Source organism: Methylomonas sp. TEB, assembly GCF_047777895.1.
GTDB lineage: Bacteria > Pseudomonadota > Gammaproteobacteria > Methylococcales > Methylomonadaceae > Methylomonas.
Genome location: NZ_CP180476.1, coordinates 3,949,821 through 3,968,826, shown reverse-complemented (window position 1 = coordinate 3,968,826; position 19,006 = coordinate 3,949,821). Strand labels below are relative to the sequence as shown.

General features: G+C 54.1%; 14 protein-coding genes. 7 read left to right on the top strand and 7 right to left on the bottom strand.

The annotated features are described in order from the left end of the window. The first annotated feature begins 206 nt into the window (after positions 1-206). The 7 genes from ACMXD4_RS17795 (at position 207) to ACMXD4_RS17765 (ending at position 9,297) form a co-directional block, all read left to right on the top strand. Positions 207-1,073, top strand: coding sequence for an HDOD domain-containing protein (locus tag ACMXD4_RS17795; RefSeq protein ID WP_415878956.1), 867 nt, complete (start codon positions 207-209; stop codon positions 1,071-1,073). A 6-nt stretch (positions 1,074-1,079) separates the two neighbouring features. Beyond that, positions 1,080-1,961: an HDOD domain-containing protein gene (locus tag ACMXD4_RS17790; protein ID WP_171694474.1), complete on the top strand. Its 882-nt coding sequence runs from the start codon at positions 1,080-1,082 to the stop codon at positions 1,959-1,961. Then, positions 1,958-3,706, top strand: coding sequence for an efflux RND transporter periplasmic adaptor subunit (locus ACMXD4_RS17785; RefSeq protein WP_171694475.1), 1,749 nt, complete (start codon positions 1,958-1,960; stop codon positions 3,704-3,706). The genes ACMXD4_RS17790 and ACMXD4_RS17785 overlap by 4 nt, the downstream gene beginning before the upstream one ends. A gap of 21 nt (positions 3,707-3,727) precedes the next feature. Beyond that, entirely contained in the window at positions 3,728-5,872 is a 2,145-nt protein-coding gene (locus ACMXD4_RS17780; protein ID WP_415878955.1) for a biotin/lipoyl-binding protein, read from the top strand. Further along, the gene (locus ACMXD4_RS17775; RefSeq protein WP_415878954.1) at positions 5,865-7,862 is read left to right on the top strand and encodes a DEAD/DEAH box helicase; all 1,998 of its coding nucleotides are present in this window, start codon (positions 5,865-5,867) and stop codon (positions 7,860-7,862) included. The genes ACMXD4_RS17780 and ACMXD4_RS17775 overlap by 8 nt, the downstream gene beginning before the upstream one ends. Before the next feature lie 77 nt (positions 7,863-7,939). Next, a complete protein-coding gene (locus tag ACMXD4_RS17770) occupies positions 7,940-8,827 on the top strand; it encodes an efflux RND transporter periplasmic adaptor subunit (protein WP_415878953.1) in 888 nt (295 codons plus the stop codon). Positions 8,828-9,105: 278 nt separating this feature from the next. Next, the gene (locus tag ACMXD4_RS17765) at positions 9,106-9,297 is read left to right on the top strand and encodes a hypothetical protein (RefSeq protein WP_415878952.1); all 192 of its coding nucleotides are present in this window, start codon (positions 9,106-9,108) and stop codon (positions 9,295-9,297) included. Between the two features lie 100 nt (positions 9,298-9,397). Here ACMXD4_RS17765 and ACMXD4_RS17760 read toward each other — a convergent pair whose 3' ends face one another. From ACMXD4_RS17760 to ACMXD4_RS17730, 7 genes are all read right to left on the bottom strand, one after another. Next, on the bottom strand, positions 9,398-11,317 hold the full coding sequence (locus ACMXD4_RS17760; protein WP_415878951.1) for a hypothetical protein: 1,920 nt from the start codon (positions 11,315-11,317) through the stop codon (positions 9,398-9,400). A 26-nt stretch (positions 11,318-11,343) separates the two neighbouring features. Further along, a complete protein-coding gene (locus ACMXD4_RS17755) occupies positions 11,344-11,808 on the bottom strand; it encodes a putative lipoprotein (protein WP_415878950.1) in 465 nt (154 codons plus the stop codon). Positions 11,809-12,069: 261 nt separating this feature from the next. Beyond that, positions 12,070-13,458, bottom strand: coding sequence for an IS4 family transposase (locus tag ACMXD4_RS17750; protein ID WP_415878602.1), 1,389 nt, complete (start codon positions 13,456-13,458; stop codon positions 12,070-12,072). 106 nt (positions 13,459-13,564) lie between these two features. Next, the gene (locus ACMXD4_RS17745; protein WP_415878949.1) at positions 13,565-14,398 is read right to left on the bottom strand and encodes a hypothetical protein; all 834 of its coding nucleotides are present in this window, start codon (positions 14,396-14,398) and stop codon (positions 13,565-13,567) included. 182 nt (positions 14,399-14,580) lie between these two features. Continuing rightward, positions 14,581-14,742: a hypothetical protein gene (locus ACMXD4_RS17740; RefSeq protein WP_415878948.1), complete on the bottom strand. Its 162-nt coding sequence runs from the start codon at positions 14,740-14,742 to the stop codon at positions 14,581-14,583. Beyond that, positions 14,739-15,671, bottom strand: coding sequence for a hypothetical protein (locus ACMXD4_RS17735; RefSeq protein WP_415878947.1), 933 nt, complete (start codon positions 15,669-15,671; stop codon positions 14,739-14,741). The genes ACMXD4_RS17740 and ACMXD4_RS17735 overlap by 4 nt, the downstream gene beginning before the upstream one ends. Before the next feature lie 161 nt (positions 15,672-15,832). Further along, positions 15,833-19,006, bottom strand: coding sequence for a BTAD domain-containing putative transcriptional regulator (locus ACMXD4_RS17730; protein WP_415878946.1), 3,174 nt, complete (start codon positions 19,004-19,006; stop codon positions 15,833-15,835).

Sequence of the window (19,006 nt, the reverse complement as noted above, 5' to 3'; positions counted from 1 at the left end):
GAGGGTATATGGAAAAAATGGAGCGCTTGTGGCTTTTATTTGTATTAGCCCCACTCTTAAATACCGATCACCCCTCAAAGAGCAAACCAGCTTGAGTTTCGACGACCTCAGCCCGAACGGAATACCGGTAGTTTCCCTACTACAGCTCCGGTTTCCATTCTATACTTCCGCTTGATTTAAACACTGTCTAATTTGGAGGGACGCCCTTGCTTGATCCTGCCGAGATCGATTCGCAAGCAGATTTGATCGAACACACCTTGCAAGAAATCAAAGGTTTGGTTTCTTTGCCCGAGGTATATCAGAAAGTTAGAAATTTGATCGACGATCCTAATTCGGACATCGAGCATTTTGTTGAAGTTGTGGCCAGCGATTCCAACTTAAGCGTAGCCGTGTTGCGGGTCGCCAACAGCGCTTTTTTTGGTTTTCCGGGAAAGATCGACAGCTTGAGTCGCGCCGTCAATATGTTGGGCATCGGGCAGTTACATGACTTGGTGCTCGCTACCTCGGCGATTGCCTCGTTAAAATTGTCCAATGAGATCATGCCGCTGAAAACCTTTTGGCGGTTCAGCTTGTTCTCGGCGGTGTTGACCCGGTTGTTGGCAAGCCAGCTAAAATTCCCCAAGAGCGAACGCCTGTTTGTGATTGGTTTGTTGTATGAAATAGGGCATCTGGTGCTTTACGCAAAGCACCCTGAGTTGGCGAAACGCGCGATGGAACTGTCCCGGAATAACCAGGAATTACTGCACATCGCTGAACAAAAACTGTTGGGTATGCATTATGGCGAGATCGGTGCCAAACTCATGGCGCAATGGTGTTTGCCGGCGCATTTTCAAGACATTGTGCATTATCAGCCCACCCCTGACCTTGCCCCGGATCAGCGCAGGGAAACCGCACTACTGCATCTGGTGCGGGCCTGCGCCGAAAAATACATATCAGGGCATATGCGCGCAATCGAGGAAAGCGTATCCGCGGACATTTGGGAAATTTTGCAACTCAATGCCGAACAGTTGGCAGAGACTGTCGAACAAGCTTTAAAAGCCGCGACTGAGATGGAAAAGCTCATGTTCAATTAAGCCGCTATGAGAGCTGAACAACAATTCCTTTGCGATTTGGCCGAAAAAATTTCGATGCCTGAGGTGTATCTGAAAATCAGGCTGTTATTAGAAAAGCCGGATGCCAGAATCCGCGACTATGTCGCTGTGCTGCAAACCGATTCTATGTTGACCGTCCGTATAATCCGCATGGCCAATAGCCGCTTCTTTGGCTTTAACCGCAAAGCCTACGATCTCTACGATGCAATCAGCTTGATTGGTACCATTCAGTTGCATGATTTGCTGTTGAGTAGCCTGTGCATGCGCACGTTTTGCAATATTCCCGACGCGGTGATGGACTTGAAGGAGTTCTGGTTGCATGGCATCGAATGCGGCATCGCCTGCCGTACGCTGGCTAAACTGGCCGGACTACCCGCTGGACATCGTTTTTTTGCACTGGGGTTGTTATTGGAAATCGGCCACGCGGCGATGTTTGTCAAAGCCCCGGAACAGGCGCTGGACGCATTGCTGGCAAGCCGGAAGCAGGGCTTGCCGATTGACGAGCAGGAACGGCTGTTGTTTGGCTTTGATTATTGTCAGTTGGGCTCGGAGTTGATGCGTTTATGGCATTTACCCGAGGTGTATTCGCATATCATCGGTCACCAACTGCATCCCGAACTTACCGATCCGCATTATCGCAACGAAACCTATCTGGTTTATCTGGCGCAGCAAGTGTTTGCGGAGCCGGAACAATTTAACCAAGCGCTCAGTGGCTTAAAGGATAGCCAGCAACAATTTGCCGCCATCCCCAGTAATTTGAAAGACCTGGTCAGTCAGGAAATAGCCAACCATCTCGATGACATATTTCTGATGTTGTGCCCGCAGAGTGTGGTTCAGAGTAATGCTTGTGCGGAAGGTTTTCCGTCATGAGCGTTAGATTTGCCCAACAGTGGTTGGAGATAGTCTGCCGCATTGTGCCGGAAACTGAGGCTGCGGCATTGATGGTGAGCGATGCGGATGGCAAAACGCTGCGGCTGTTGGCGAAATGGCCGGAGAACCTCGCCGATGCTGCTGAGCTATCGGCTATTTGCAAACTCACACTGGATAAAAATCAACCCAGCTACATGCCTAATGTGGCAAAGCCTGATCAACGGCAATATGACTTTTTCGGTCTGCCGGTATTTGACGGTTCGGTACTATTAGGTGTGATTGCGCTCAAACTGGAGCATGCTGTTGCTGATCGGCGCGCGGCTGTTTTTACCGCGCTGGAGCAGAGCGTGGAGTGGTGGCGTTTGGCGCAAGGCCGTTTGCAGCAGAACGACGATTTTTACAGCTCCGTAGTCGGTTTGCTGGCGGCTTGTTTCGAGCAAAATAGTTACCGCGAGGTTTTGATTAGCCTGGGTACGGAATTGACGCGCATGCTGGGTTGCGATCGGGTTGCCATTGGCGAATTCAAAGACAACTACAGTACGGTAGTGGCGATTTCCAACAACGCGCAAATCGACCAGCAGGCCAATCTGTTGCAAAAAATCGCCGATGCGATGGACGAAGCCATCGAGCAGGATAGCGTGGTGGTGGTTCCTGACGTCAAATCGGTCAGCATCCAGCGCGCCCATCAGGAAGTCGTCCGCAAGTATGGCTATGGATCATTGCTGACCGTGCCTATGCTGCATGACGGTCAGTTTATCGGCGCGGTTACCCTGCTACGCAGCGAAGAACAATCCTTTGATAAGGAAACCGTGCTACTTTGCCAACAAGCCCTGGCGCTGATCTCGCCCTTTCTGGCCTTAAAAAAACTCGACGAACAAGCGTTGTCGGTAAAAATCGGCATCAAGCTTAAACAGCGGCTGGCCGAACTGATGGGCGTCAAACACTTCAAAGTGAAATTGACCGCCCTGGGCTTGGTGTTGTTCTTGTTGATCAGCTCTGTGTGGCGCAGTGATTTTCGGGTGACCGCCAACGCGGTGTTGGAAGGCAAAATTCAGCGGGTGGTCGCTGCGCCCATTTCCGGATTTTTGCAATCGGCGGCGGTACGGGCCGGCGATACGGTGCGGCAAGGCGAATTCATGGCTAGCCTGGACGATGCGGAATTACAACTGGAATTAAGCAAGCTGGACGGGCAGTTGCAAAAATTCCGTCGCGAATACCGCGAAGCCCTGTCTGGTGGTGATCTCGTGAAAGTCAGGGTCATTAGCGCGCAAATCGACCAGGCCGATGCGGAGATGGAGCTGACCCGCCAGCAGTTACAGAAAATCAATCTGGCCGCGCCATTCGATGGAGTGGTGATTGAAGGCGATTTGAGTCAGAAGCTCGGTTCACCGGTCGAACGCGGTGAAATCCTGTTCAAAATTGCCCCGTTGGAAGGTTACCGCATCATCCTGAAGGTGGATGAAAGCCTGATTTCCTATGTGCAGGCAGGTCAAAAAGGCTCTTTGGTGTTGGCCAGTATGCCCAGCCGGACCTTTCCGCTACAGGTGCAAAAAATTACCGCAGTGGCCAAAACCGATAGCGGCAAGAATATCTTCCGCGTCGAAGCCAGTCTGGAAAATGCGCCTGAACTATTACGGCCGGGCATGGAGGGTGTTGGCAAGATCGAAGCCGGACGCGCTAGTTTATTGTGGATCTGGAGCCACGACATGCTGGCTTGGCTGCGTTTGTGGATTTGGTCCTGGTGAATCGGATGCTGAGGTTTGCTCATGGCTAACGAACTGTTCAGCCCGCACTGGTACCGGGTCGCCAAGCTCAAACCCAAATTGCATAGCCATATCGAGATTCATCGCCACGAGTACCGCGGCCTGATCTGGTACATCCTGGAAGACCCTAATACCGCCCGCCATCAGCGCTTTAACAGCCTGGCCTACCAGTTCATCGGGCTGTTGGACGGCAAGTTGAGCGTACAAGAGATTGCCGACATCCTGAATCGGCAGTTGGGCGACTATGCCCCCAGCCAACAAGACCTTATTCAACTACTGGGGCAATTGCATCAGGCCGATTTGATTCAAACCGAAGCCTTGGTCAACACCGAAGAATTGTTCGAGCGTCAGGCGCGTTTAAGCAGCGCGAAAAGCAATCAGCGATTGTTGAATCCGCTCTCGCTGAAATTGCCGTTGTGGGATCCGGACGAGTTTCTCAGCAAACATGGGTCTAAAGTGGCGGGTCTGTACAGCGTCAAATTCGGCGTGGTGTGGCTGCTAGTCATTGCAATTGCTTTGCTGCAAGCAGGGACTAATTGGCCGGAAATCAGCCATCATTTCGAATTGAACGCTTTGGCTCCCTACAATTTTTTGATCATGTTCTTGTTGTACCCCTTGATCAAAATCCTGCATGAATTGGGGCATGGCTTTGCGATGAAGTTGAAAGGTGGCGAAGTGCATGAGATGGGCGTCAATTTTTTATTGTTCATGCCGGTGCCTTACGTCAATGTCTCCGCCGCCAACCATCTGCGTAACAAGTACGACCGGATGTTGATCAGCGCCGCGGGCATTTTGGTGGAAGGATTTCTGGCCGCGCTGGGCCTATTCTTGTTTTTGAGCACCGAGACCGGGTTTGTCCAGGATGTGGGCTTCGACATCTTGCTGACCGGCGGCGTCTCATCGTTGTTTTTTAACGGCAACCCATTATTGAAATACGACGGCTATTACATTCTGGCCGATGCCTTGAGCATTCCCAATTTGTATCAGCGTTCAAGCCAAATCTGGGCCTATTTGGCCCAGCGCTATTTGTTTGACTTGAAACAGGCGGTGTCGCCGGCCTCCGCGCCGGGCGAAACGGCTTGGTTTGTCATCTATAGTTTGGCATCGCTGACTTACCGCCTGATGATGTTGTGGTTTGTTTGTATTTATCTGACCGAAAAATTTTTCTCACTGGGCATTGCTGTTGCGTTATTGATGGTGTCATTACAGGTCGTGTTTCCGCTGTATAAAGCCATACGTTTTGTGTTTACCAGCCCCAGTCTGAGTCGGAAAAGAGATAAGGCGCTACTGACCACGGCAGGCGTAGCCTTGTTTGTGGTTCTGGTTTTTGGTGCTTTGCCGATTCCCAATTACACGCTGGCTGAAGGTGTGGTGTGGCTGCCCGATGAGGCGTTGATCAAGGTGGAGCAAGAGGGTTTCATCGGCGAATTGCTGGTGAAATCGAACCAATTCGTGAATCAGGGTGATGTGTTGCTGACCATGCATGACGACGCATTGGAAGCCAAAGCCAAAATCGCCCGCGCCAAAGTGGCCGAGTTGCAAAGCCAATATCGGGCGGAGAAAGAGTCGGATTTGGTAAAGGCGGAAATTTTGAAAGAATCGCTGCGCGTTGCGGAATCCGAACTGGATCATTTGAATCATAAATCCAGCGCGATGATCATAAGCGCCGCCAAATCCGGTTATATCCTGTTGCCGGATGCCGACGATCTAACCGGTAGCTATTTGCGCCAGGGTGAGTTGATTGGTTACATTCTGGATGAACAGCCACCGACCATCCGCATGGTGGTAACGCAAGACAATATTGGCCTGCTGCGGCAAGGCAGTCCGGAAATCAGCGTACGTCTGGTTAGCGACCCGTATCGCGAATACCCGGCCAACATCATCCGCCTGGCGCCGGAAGCGACCAATACGCTGCCCAGCCCGGCCCTGGCGACCACCGGCGGTGGCAAAATCCGGGTGAATACGGAAAACGAACAAGACATGCAAACCCTGCAAAAAATCTTTTTGGTTGATCTGGACTTCTCGCCGCCGAAAAATCTGCCGATAGGTATGCGCGCTTATGTGAGGATCAACCATGGCGGCGAATCGATTATGACTCAGCTGTACCGCCGGGTACGTCAGGTATTTTTGAGGCAGTTCAATGTCTGAGTTGGTGTTGCGTCCAGGGGTACATTTCGGCAGCTACCCGCAAAAGCCGGAAAGTCGACTAAGCGATTTCGAGCAAGGCGCCTCGGCATTTTTCGACATACTCCACAAACGCCTGAACCGCCAGCGTTTCAGCCAGGCTTATATCGTCAGTCGAGTTGAAAAAGTTGCCGCCCCGTTAAGTAACTACAACGAGCAACAGTTGACCATTGCCATTCTGGAACTGCGGGAAAATCTATATCGGTATGGTCTGACAGAAGAGCTGATGATCAGAGCCTTCGCGCTGATTCGCGAAACCGCCGGTCGGACGCTGAATAAACGGCATTTTGACGTGCAATTGTTTGGCGGCTGGTTAATGATCAACGGCATGCTGGCGGAAATGGAAACCGGCGAAGGCAAAACGCTGACCGCGACCTTGCCGGCCTGCACCGCCGCCTTGGCAGGCATCCCGGTGCATGTGATTACTGCCAACGATTACTTGGCGGCTCGCGATGCGGAGATACTGAAACCGCTTTATCTGCGCCTGGGATTGAAGTCCGGCGCGGTGGTTGACGGTATGGACCTTGAACTGCGCCGAAAACTGTATCAACAACCCATCGTCTATACGACGAATAAACAAATTGCCTTTGATTATCTGCGTGACCGCATCGAGATGGGCGAGGATGTGGGCTTGTTAAAATTTCAATTCAAGCAGATTCAACAGCAAATCAAACAGCCGAAAAGCAACCCTCTGATCATGCGTGGCTTATGCTTTGCCATCATCGATGAAGCCGATAGTGTATTGATCGACGAAGCCAAAACGCCGCTGATCATCACCCAGGCCCGGCCGAGTGAGGCGTCTCCGGAAACCTACGGTGACGCCTTGTATCTGGCCTCGTCATTGTTCATCAACGACGACTTTGTCATGGATCCCAAAACTCGCGACGTCGAACTGACCCCGCAAGGCGAAAATACCATTGCGGATATGATTATCGGCTTGGGACCGAGTTGGAAAAACAAGCGCTGGCGGGAAGCCATGGTCAAACAGGCGCTAATCGCCGAGTATTGCTTCAAGCGCAACAAGCAATACATCCTCAAAGATAACAAGGTGCAAATCATCGATGAGTTTACCGGCCGGGTGATGGAGGATCGGTCTTGGGAGCAGGGCTTGCAACAAATGATAGAAGCTAAGGAAGGTTGCTTGATTTCTGAACAACGCGAGCCGCTGGCCCGGATCAGTTACCAGCGCTTTTTCGGCCGCTATCTCAAACTGGCCGGTACTTCGGGCACGGTGCGGGAAGTGGCCGCGGAAATGCAGCGTGTTTATGGTTTGCATAGCGTAAAAGTGCCTACGCACAGAGTATCGAAACGGATTTTGTTCAGCGAACGGATTTATGCCACGCAGGCAGCCAAGCAGGGCGTGTTTCTGCAACGGGTCCGCGAGTTGCACGCACTAGGCAGGCCGGTATTGATAGGCACCGGTTCGGTTGCCGAGTCGCTGGAGGTCAGTGTTTGGCTGGAAGCGGCGGGTTTGGTTCACCGGGTGTTGAATGCGGAACAAGATCAACACGAGGCTGAGATCATCGCGCAAGCCGGGCAGTTGCACGCTATTACGGTAGCTACCAATATGGCCGGACGTGGCACCGATATAGCCCTGGGATTGGGCGTGGCGGAGTTGGGCGGTTTGCACGTGATTGCTTTGAACTGCAACGAATCCCGCCGTATTGACCGGCAACTATACGGGCGCTCTGCCCGGCAAGGCGATCCGGGTAGCTGCGAAGCGATACTGTCGCTGGAGGATACGGCGCTACGGGAGTTTTATTCGTCTGCTATTCTCAAGACCATGGCCGGCCTGGCTAAAGATCAGCAAGCTTTGCCGGGTTTTTTGGGAAACCTGATATTACGTCTGCCGCAAATTTATAACGAGCGGCAACAGCGCAACGTCAGAAGGCAACTCAGCAAACAGGATAAGCATTTGTCGCGTATTTTGGCGTTTTCCGGCAAGTTTGAATAAACGCTGTGGCCTTAAATTTACTATTTTGTTAAAAATCAGAGCGTTTCAAATCAAACTAATCGATTAGTGATTTTTACATGCCCATACGCCACCATTTTTTTTGCGCATTAATCGGTCCTGGCCTGTTCAGTGGCACCGTGTTTGCCGCCAATCTGGATTGCATGGTCAAGCCGGAAATGTACGTCGAGTTGAGTAGCCCGGTGGCGGGGACTGTCGCAGCGCTGTTGGTCGATAAGGGTGATCACGTTGCCAAAGGCCAACCGCTTGCCCAATTGGAAGCGTCGGTGGAATTGGCCAAGTTTAACCAGGCCAAGGCCGATGCCGAGAGTAGCAGCGAGGTACGCAATCAGAAAGTGAAACTGGAATACGCCACGCGCAACCGCACCCGTTATCGGAGTTTAGCCACCACCAATGTCATTTCGCAAATCGAGAAAGACAAAGTCGAGACCGAAGTGGTGTTGGCGGGAATCGAGTTGAGAAAGGCAGAGGAACGTAAAAAGTCGGCGGTGTTGGCATTGGAAATGGCCAAGGCGCAGCTGGAAGTTAAAACCATCAAAAGTCCGATAGACGGTATTGTGATAGATCGCTATGCGATGCCCGGCGAGTCCGTTAGTGATCGCGCGATTATGAAGCTGGCGCAAGTCAATCCGTTGCGCGTTGAGCTGATCGCGCCGACTGAATATTTTGCTCTGATTCAGCCTGGCATGGAAGTGGAAGTACGCCCTGAGCTGCCGGCCAAAAAAGTCGTGAGAGCTACTGTTACCAAAGTGGACCAATTGATCGATCCGGCCAGTGGCAGCTTTACGGTGCGCATGACCTTGCCTAATCCCAGCGACGAACTGATCGGCGGCGTCAACTGTATCGCCACCTTTGATTTTGCCACGCCAGCCCCAACCACGACGCCGACTCCCCCGCCTTTTGTACCGCAGAACGTGGCGCCGGTGAGTCCGGTCATCAAGCGTTGAGCCAAGCAGCAGCGCTTACCCGCCGCATTGACACTAACAAATAGGGTGGATTGACTAGCGAACGCCTACCGGTGTTTTTCCTGTCTGAAGCCTCGCGAGAACGGTTTGATGCGGCATATCGGGCAAATTAGCGCAATTCAGGTATATGCTTCGAAGCTGGTATAGCAATTATCTCGAAAACTGCGAGGCAACAGGCAACTCATACAAAGGGCTTGGAATAAAATTGGCTGCTCTCAAGTAGAGTTGTAGCCATTAAATCCGTGAACAAGAGGTAGCCAATGTCATACATGTCAATTAATTCAGGCGCGTCGCAAATTTATAGTGCTGCCGGGGCCAATGTTCCGACAGTCAAAAAGGCGCAGCCAAACAGCCCCATACAAGCGTTTCAGCAAGTCCAACCGGTTGCTAAAGACGCCTCCGATCAAAATAACGAAGGTGGTAAAGGCAGATTTATTGATGTTCGAGCCTGATGCCCGAGTATTTCACCGCAAACTGCCTAGGGTCTGAGGGCAGTCCGGTAAAGCGCCAACGAATTATTCCCACCGTCGCCATACCCGCAAGCTAGCCTAGTTAAAAAGCCTCAGGCCAATATAGACCTGCTTTCGGCAGCAATCCTGGAAACGAGCCTTTACGGATGTTAAAAAACAACAGCTCCGGTAGGCTGACCACAAGACCTTTCAAGCCTTTGCGTAGATTGTCCCCGTCATCCCAAGGCCAACTGAACACACCATAAAGGCCCTGGCCGCCGGCTATCGCTAGATTGAAGCCGCCCTGCAATGGCCGAGGCCATAGCTGATCTTGAGTGAAGAATAAAAACGCCTCGTCATCCTCGTTCCATTGATAAATCCTCGAACTTAGGGTATTGGATTCCTGTAAATCCACCTGCCATTGCGGCATTTGCCGGTAACGCCGTTGACGCTGCCGTTCCCTGTAGGGCAGGCGCTGAAAGCTGGTGCTTAGTCGATAGGCGCGTTCTATCTGGTCATAGGCGATAAACGGAATCATGTTCAAGCCGCCTTCATCAACGTAACCGCCCAGTAGTCGCTGCGACGCCTGGCTTGTACTTTCCTCGGCTGTAGACGAGATTTTCGCAACCGTCTGGTTAATGAGCCGAAAGATTTCGGTGGCGCAATTGCGGCTAAGCAAGTTATAGCCATACAGAGATTGCAATTGGCTTTGATATGTTTCGATTTGCTGCGTAACGCTGTTTTGGAAATCTGCCAGTTCGCTGGTAGGCAGCGGTAAACCAAGCAATTCCGCCGCTGCCGGTCGCGATGGCGTGCTGGTCAATGGCAACAGCTGCAAAGACTGCTGGTCAGGGTGCGGCTTATGCAATTGCATTAGCGCCGTCGCGCTTAGCTCCAGTTCCGAGTAAGCAAGCTCATCCAGCGCTATGGGGCTGTCGAGTTGTTTGGACGCCGCGGCAAATAGCTCTTGACTGTATTGCAGGGCTGCCGGCAAGTTGTCGTTGTCGATAATAGTGGCTTGTGGGTCGTCACTGTCGGGGCGGCTGCGGTCCAGTACGCTCAGATAACCCGAGCTGACGGCATGGTCCAGCGCATGCAAACGGGCCATTCCCACCAACAGCGGATACCCCCAGTCGCTGCGCTGGCTACGCATCAGGGTCATTAAATCGGCAAACAAACGCTGCCGAAAATCTTGCAGCTTGGTACGTTGCTCCGTGTTGAGTTTGTATGTCGCCTCCGGAATTTCTAACAAACTTTCACTAAGCGGCGACAGCCTGGCGTGCAGCACATCCAGCGCGGCCAGATTCAGCAACTGATTGCGGTAGCGTTCGGCAAATGAGCTGTTCGTGGCGGTAAACCGTGTATCCGTGGGTTCAGCGGGGTTAACTGCTAACTCAGGTTTCAGGGTTTGCAGGGTTTGCCAAGCTTGCTGGCGCTTGGCCGGCAAAAAATCTTCGCCATACTCGTTAACGATGGCTTCGTGCAATTGTTGTAGCGCTTGGCTGTTATTGCTGGGTTTGTCTGCCTCGACAGGGAACGCTTCCGCCGCTCGGTATTGCCTCAAAAAATAACCCAATCCTTTTATGGGTATAGGCGGCGCAGAGTCAAGATTTTGCAAGCCTGCAACCAGTGCCTGATCGTCGTGCAGGGCTTGTAACAGCGACAATTGCTGATTTTGAATGAACAGGCGGCGACTAAAGGTATCCCGTAGTACTTGAAAAAAATCCTCTGACACTTCGATGCGGTGACCGTATATGTTTCGGTTCTCCTGAAAGCCGTAGGCAAACTCAAAAGCCGCCGCATCGTTGCGATACAAACGCAGCAGGCCAGGTTCGATGTGCTGAAAATGAAAGACTTGCCGGTCGAATTTAATGGCGGCATGGCCGCCGCTGGCGCTGCCTTCGTTGGCGTCTATGTACAGGAATTCGAAATGATGACTTTGGTCTGCTTCGGCAACGGCTACCCAAAGTAAACAGCCCAGCGTCAGCGCCCACTTTGCGAATTTCAAGCCAGCAACTGGCATGACCAAGTGGGCGACTGCCTGCGGGATTATTTTTTCAAACCTTCTTCAATGGCCTGTTTCTTCCAGGGCTCGTTATCGCTCAAACTTTCGGTAAACGCCGAAATTTGCGGTTTGCCGAGCTTGGCTTTAGCAAGTCCACGGCCGATGCCTACGTAAGTATTCCGGTCGGTTTCCCAGTTGGTGATCTCATGACTTTCGGCCAATTCGCTGAGATGTCCGCGAAAACTATCCAGTGTGCCGCTGCTGGACACCACGAAGGTAGCGGTATAGTCGGCCACATCGGTTTCGTATTTATCGCGCTTGTTACGAGACGAGTCGGAGCTGGAGGTAAACGGGCTGGAGGCGCTTTTGAAGATGCCGCCGGAGCTGTCAGATAAGCTGCCGATGCTGTCGGACGAGCTCTCGGAGCTGGTGGAAAACGAGCAGCCGCTTATCAGTGCAGTTCCCAACGCGATAGTGGTTGCCAAAGTAAATGTTCTGAATGAGTTCATATGCTTGGATGGCTTTAAAAAACAAGTAGTGTTACTGCTTATGCGTGAAGACGCAAGGTTTTACGCCTCTACAGTGTTTTGGGGGAGGTAGGATGGCGAATTGTCAACGCTCGCGGCCTCCGAAGCCGCATGATAAAAAGGGAGAAGAAGGTCAGGGATGAAGAGGCTTACATCCCGTGTTTATGCGTTTTTAATGGGTAGTTCGAAGCTCGGGTGCTTAGCGTTATACACAAGTGCCGTCCCACGCGCTAGCGCTCATCGTTATACACATCTCATTGCGAGATCCTGTTGAGCATTGAGGGCGATGACAAAATCGCGCAAGCGCTGTAAGCCGATCCACATGGCCTTGGCACCCGGTGGACCATCGTGTTTGCGGGCAAAATAACCGCCTAAGCTTGCAATCAGTCGGATTACCTCACCGAGGCGCGGTGGCGTGAGCGGTGGTGGACAGCGCTTGACGACGATATAAGCCGCTCGCCACTCCTGCGGATCGAAAATAATCTCGCAATCCATGTCCGGCGCTGCGCGCGCGAGCATCAGGCTGAATAACACCCGCCAGGCAATAACCATATAGAGCGCCAAACAAGGTAGTAGCCGTTCTTCCGATTCCAGATGTAGCCGCTTGATCTGGCAACCGCTCTTCAATACATGGAAGTACACTTCGATACACCAGCGCACGCCATACCACGCCACCACCGTAGTCGCTTGCTCGAAACTCGCCACAGGCAAACTGGTCAGCAGGAGCCATTCCAAGGGTTCCTTGCCGGCTGGCGGCGTCTCTTCGCGCGCCAGCACCGCGTTGATGCTCAATGCCGGCAGTCGATACCCAATACGCGTTGGCGGCTTGAGGGGCACCGTGGCGGCGCGTACCGTGATATGCGCCAGTCGCGCTGCACGGTTCGGCCGCGACTTGACATTAACCTCGGTATAACCCATGACCGGCGCTTGATCCAGGGCCGACCATAGCCATTTCGCCGCATTTTCCGGCTCGACCAGAAGGTCTCGGTTCTGCGTCGCCCGAACAATCCATTCAGCGCGAGCAGTCGGCGCATAGTCTTGGTATTCGACAAACCATTCGTAAATGTCGCCCTCGCGGTCGGCGAGATTGACCAATAAACTGTCCGGCATTTGCGCCTGTAAGGCACAGCTATCCTGATAGCTTTCGAGCCAGTGCCGACTTTCTTTTTCGTCCACGCCTTTGTGCCGCCGCGCTTGTCGCGGGCTGGCGCCGTCACGCGCCCAATACGCTGCCTTGACGACACCCAAGCAAATCCGCGACGGCGTAAAGGCGATGGTCGGATGTAGTCGGCGCGCATGTTTCGCTATCTCTTTCAAAGTACCGAGACCTTTTGGCCCCAAACAAATGTTTTCGTCGTACTCCGTCGTGTCCTGCGCCAGCAATACGACCGGGCTGCTCTTCATCCGTTCGACCGTGGCATCTCGATGCGGCGCCAGTATCTTTTTGAAAGTCGCCTTATCATTGTCGAAAAACCGGTAAGCGCCCATCGTCTCCTTCCAGCCGCCACAGGCCGCCGGGATGCTGAGCTGGGGATGTTCGCCTAATCGCTCCAGTAACAGTGCCAATCGTTTATTCAGGCGCCGATCTTCCAAATCAGCGGTTTGTACTTCTTCTTCGGCCCAATTGCTCATCGCTGTTCTCCATCATCTATATGCCTCATGCCTCCTGGTAGTTTAGTCGTTGGGAGACTTGTGTATAACGATGAGCGCGCTAGCGTGGGAACGAGCGAAAAATCTGCTAGTGCGAATGGGGGGCGGCACGCCGCAGGCGCACTGCCGCAGATGCCAGTGCAATGCCGAACAGCGAAAAAGCTCCCGGTAACGGCACAGGCTTAACCCAGGTCAAAGTACCACCAGCATTGTCGACCAAACTGACGCCAGCCGGTAAATTGAAAAACAACTTTGCGCTGTTCGACGCATCGGCTAGTGATTTGACGCCGGCACTATTGGCCCCTTGTATCGTTTGCAGCAAAAACGTGATTTCCAGGGTTTCGCCAGGGTCTATTGTCATGGCTGGCATTAATAATGTCATGTCAAGGTTGGTCAAGGTTGCCGTATTAAACAAGACGGTCCCCCCGTTTTGCGTAATTGGGGTTGTTGTATTGGTGGGAGGGTAGGAGAAACCATTACTAGCCTGACTAATATTGACGAAATGATCGCCTCTGGCTACTCTTGCCAAGCTGCCGTCATTGATGCTAAGGACACCGGTTATGCCCGCGCTGGCGCCCGAGTTTGGTATCAGCGGGCCAAGTGTATATTGGCCGGTAATGTTGACACCAAGCGCTCCGGCCGGCAGCAGTATTGGCGCGTTGCCCAGCGGATTGGTAAAGGTCAAACCTTGTAGTCCGGCATAAGCAAAGGAAGCATCGGGGGATTCCGATCTTGCCTTGAATACGGCACTCAGCAGATCCGCCTCAGCAAAGAAGCCGGCGCCGGTCTGCGTGGCAAATGCAGGATCAGACGTGATCCCAGAACCGCTGGGGTCAGGGTATTGAACGAACACTGTCGCCGCTGTCGCAAGTTGGCTGGTCGCAAGCGCGCATATGCCAATATATCGTACTAATTTCAACATAATAATCCTCCAAATGTTATGACGTGCTTTAAAGTATCTCTGACTGGTGTTTAATCTGAATGGTCTTAAGTAACTTAGATAGTGATATTGCAAGGAGCCTTGGCTGAAACGGTTGTTCGAGTTGGTTACCGAATCGGAATAACCGGAAACCCTGAATTCCGGCGTGGCGACATGACGCCATCCTAAATGTTGGCGTCGTCGAAAGTAGCTGGATTGGGATCGAAAAGACGCTGATTGCCGTAATCGTTGCCGCCATATTGCAAAATGGCCTGGTCCGCGCGAACAGCGGTGGTAAGGCCGAATAACGCGATGCCGAATAGCGCATAACCTTTGTTTAGATTCATGATTGGATTCCTGGGTTAGTGGATTCGACCAGCGGGAAAATCATGGTTTGGTGCGAACGCTGGCGGGTGAAGCCGAATATGCCCGCCAACCCGGTAAGCATCAAGCCTATGGCTGGCGGGAGCGGGACAGGCGCTGTTTTCACCCAATCGAGCGCAATCGGCGAGTTCAGTAAGGTTCCCGCCGGCAATTGCAAGCTGATCGACGCGGTGTGCGTTGCATCGCTGGTCGCGCTCCAGCCACTGCCGGGAGTGCCCAAGCCGACGCCGGCCACGACCCAGGTATTCAGCGAATAATTCACGGTCAGAATGTCGTTCGGTTTCAGCGTGAAAGCCGGGAAGGCCAGATTGGCCGACAACTTGTCCGCATCTGCCGTACCGCTGCCGGTGAAACCGGCATTGGGGTTGAAATGAAAGTCGAAAAACGGCGATGAAGGGCTATTGGAAGCACCATATTGATACAGCACGCTAACGCCGGGAACATTATTGCCCGGGTAAGTGCCGGACAACGCGGAACTCAGTACCGTGGCGGCTTGGCCGCTCGCTTCGCTGCCGATTGTGCGGCTGAACACCGCGCCGATGTCGGCATCAATCGCCCCGGCAGCAAAACTGATATTGACGGCGCCGGTATTTTTGAATGTTGCAGTCATGCCGGTGTAGGCATAAGTGGTTTGTGAGCCTGTATCCGCAGCTGCAGAACTGGCCTTAAAGACGCCGCTGCCGAAATCGGCGGAAGCCATAGAGCCGCCGACTGCAATCGACAATACGCTGGGATGATGCTGCAAGGTATTCGCGACCCCGGGGCCGCCGTACTGGACATAAACGTCGGAAGCGATCAACGACAGCACAGGCGGCGGCGAAACTACTGCGGCAAACGTCGAAAACGGATTGACGCATAAAAACAAGGTGATCGGCTTAGCGGGAAAGTTCATGTTTAGGTCTCCTATCGACGGTCGTGTCGATACCCTAAAGCAACAGGCCTCACAAAAAACTCACAACATCGACCGAATTTGTTTGCGGATGATCGGCGAATGCGTGACCGGAAGTTATTTAGTATTAGCTCGATACCGTCTATTAAGGCTATGAACAGTGTTCAGCCTTTACTGACGTTTGGTGCCGTGATCAGTGCGGCCAGGGACTTTAAGCGGGGAGAGGGTTCGATGCCATAGTGGCCGGCATAGTGGCGCCGACAGCGGCGGTAAGCTAGCAAGGCCTCGGCGCGCCTATCTTCGGCGAGCAGGCAATCGATCAGCCGGTATTGCAGATTTTCCGCCAACGGTTCAATTGAGACGGCTTGCATATAGCAGGCGATGGCCACGGCTCGCCGGCCCGCGGCTTCCAGCGCGGAACCAAGCTTTTCCAAAGTTTGGATGAATTTGGCAGCGAGATTTTCCCGTTTCGATGCCGCTAATGGCGCTTCCAGGCCGGGCAGAAACGGACCGCGCCAGACTTTTAACAGACGCTCCGCCAAGGTTGCGGCCTGATTCGGGTCGGCGGCAAATCGTCTGGCGACTTCGTCGACAACCCAAATGTCCAGCCAGCATAATTCCCGATTCAAAGACAGGGTGCCGCCCTGCAACAACACCGCCTCATTCCGTCCCAGCAGTTTGCGCAGGCGCTGCAAGGCAACTTCCAGCGCGTGCTGGGCGGCATCGGCGTCCGAGTCCGGCCACAGCGCATCGGCTAGGGTTTGTTGAGGCACGCCGTCCGGATTCGTCGCCAGCAACCACTGCAGCAACTGCAATGGCTTGTTGTCTTTTTGCCTGCGGCGGGCCGCCGGTTCGAGGCCGTCGATCCTGAACTGGCCCAGCGTCCGGATTTTTACCGGCCACGGCCATTCTTCGCAGGCGTTACCGTCCGGTTGCAGTTGGCGTTGCACTATCCACCAACGCACATAGTCGGCTTCGATACCGCGCTCCAGCGCCACGGTACATAACCTGCCGATCACCGCCGGCTGCCAGAACGGGTGCACGTTCAGATAGCGCTGGCGCTTGCCCAATGCCAACGCCCGGGCCAGCGAGGCCAGGCCGCCGGCTTCGTCGCCGCCGGCCAATAGGACTTGGGCTTCGGTCAGCAAGGCCATGAATAGAATGAAGGGCTTGTCCGCGCGAACGGCATAGCTTTGCAATTGCAGTAAATGCCGGGCGGCTTCGGCCCGGTCACCGGACGCCGCTAACACTTGCGCCAGCCCATGCTGAACCAGGGCCGCCACCGAAGGTAAGTTGATTTCACGGCAAATCGACAACGCCAGTTCCGCTTCCTGACGGGCCTGGCTGAAACGCTGTTCCGCCAGCGACAGGCCGGAGCGCAAATGCAAGATGAACGATTGGTCTACCCGCCGATTCGCCGGCAAACAGGCTTCCATGCGCGCCAACGCCGAGCGAAAGCGCTCCCAGTCCCTGGCCGACAGCGCGGTGTAGGCTTCTTGTCCGTAAATGTTCGGCAAATAAAAAGCCAAGCCGTAAGCGGTAGCCAATTGCGCGGCCGCCTCGGTGGCTGCGTAAGCGGCGGCGTGCTCGGCGCATAGGTAAGCGTTCACTGCTTGCCAATTCAATAGATTGATCCGGTACAGCGGTTCGTCGTTGGCTATCTGCTGATCCAGTAAGGCAAAAAAGACGCGCGAACCCTCCGTATCGCCGCGCCAGACATGGTATTGCAACAGGAAGGAAGTTAAAAATACCTGGCGCCCCGGTGGACAGTGCGGCAGGCGCGCTAATGCTCGCTGCGCCCAGCGTCGGGTCAATTCTAGGTAATCGGGGAAGTGGACCAGAATATTGCCGCAGCCCAGGATCCAGGCGTCCAACTCCGGATCGTCGGCTGCTTCGATTACTGAATCCAGCACAGCCAGTTCGTTCAGCCAGCGTGCCGCGTCGCGAAAGTCGTCCATCACGAAAAACATCGCACTCAGTACCCCGGCGGCGCTCAGCGCTTTGCCCAAGGGGTCGTCGCCGAAACTGGCGTGAGCCCGTTCGAACAAGGTTTGGGCCAACGGCGGATTTAACGCCAACTGGGCCGCGGCCCGCCAGAACTCCAGCCACGGGTTAGCCGGTAAGTCGTCCGGTAAACTCTGCAACCAAGACTGCAGTTGCAGGCTTCTGCCGGCGCCCAACTCGGTTTTGGCATGGACCAGAATCAGGCGTTGCAGGTCCAGTCCGGCGCCGGCTTGGCGGTACAGTTCGAAGGCCTGGCCAATCTCGCCGTGGCGTTCCAGCACTCCGGCACTGCGTTTTAAAAATGCCGCGTAACCGTCCTGTCCGAGGTTGGCCCGGTGGCGGGCCAGCAGAAATTCCCGCAGCAAAGGGTGAAGTTGGTAACTGGGGATGGCAGTGTCGATGCGGTTGACCAAATAATGGTTGGCCGCCAGTCGGGCCAACGTCGCCAACACGGCCGGGTCGTCTGCTAAATCGTGCGCCAGCGGCTCGGTTGCGGTTTCTGCGCAGGCAACGGCCAGCAACTGTTGCAAGACGGTGGCATCCAAACCGTCCTGCACCCGTTGCGCTAAATCTGCTTGCTCGTTGGCCGGAGTCGGATGTTCGGGTGGCCGTTGCCGTAATTCTACGGCTAAAGCGGCTGGCCAGCCGCGGCTTTGGCCGAACAACTTGTCGAGCCTGTCGCTGCCGCCGTCGAATCCGGCTAGATCGGCCAGTCGGCCGGCTTCGTCGCGGTCAAACGCCAATTGCGCCGGCGTGAGCATGCCGAGCGGCTGCAATGCAATAGCCAGTCCGGGCGGTGGTTCGTGGCGGCTCAGACACAGTATTCGGTGCTGCACGCCGACGATGCGGCCCAATGCGGCCAATATCCGCACCAGTAACGGCGAAGCGACCACCTGGTGGCAATCGTCGAATACCAGCAGCATTGGCGCGGCTTCGGGCGGCAACAGCGTGCGCAATAACTCGCCGACATAGGCTTCAAGGCCGGGCAAATATTCCGGGCCGAACGCCGGTGTCGCGGAGACCAGGCCCAAACGGGTTGCCGCAGTGCGGAAATGCCCCAAAAAAACGGCCGGGTCCAGGTCATCGCTGTCGAAACGGTACCAAAGTACGGGTTGAGTGTTTGCGGCGGCATAATCAGCCGCTAATGTGGTTTTACCGTAACCGGCCGGCCCGAACAGCCAGACTGCCGAACCGTAGTCGGAATAGCTGCGGTCTATTTGTTCGAACAGGCGTCGGCGGCAAACCACAGCGGGTAAGGTCGGCGCGACCAATTTAGCGGGAAGTTGCGCGCGCACCGGTTTGTCGATCATCCACCCCCCAAGCAATTTATCCAC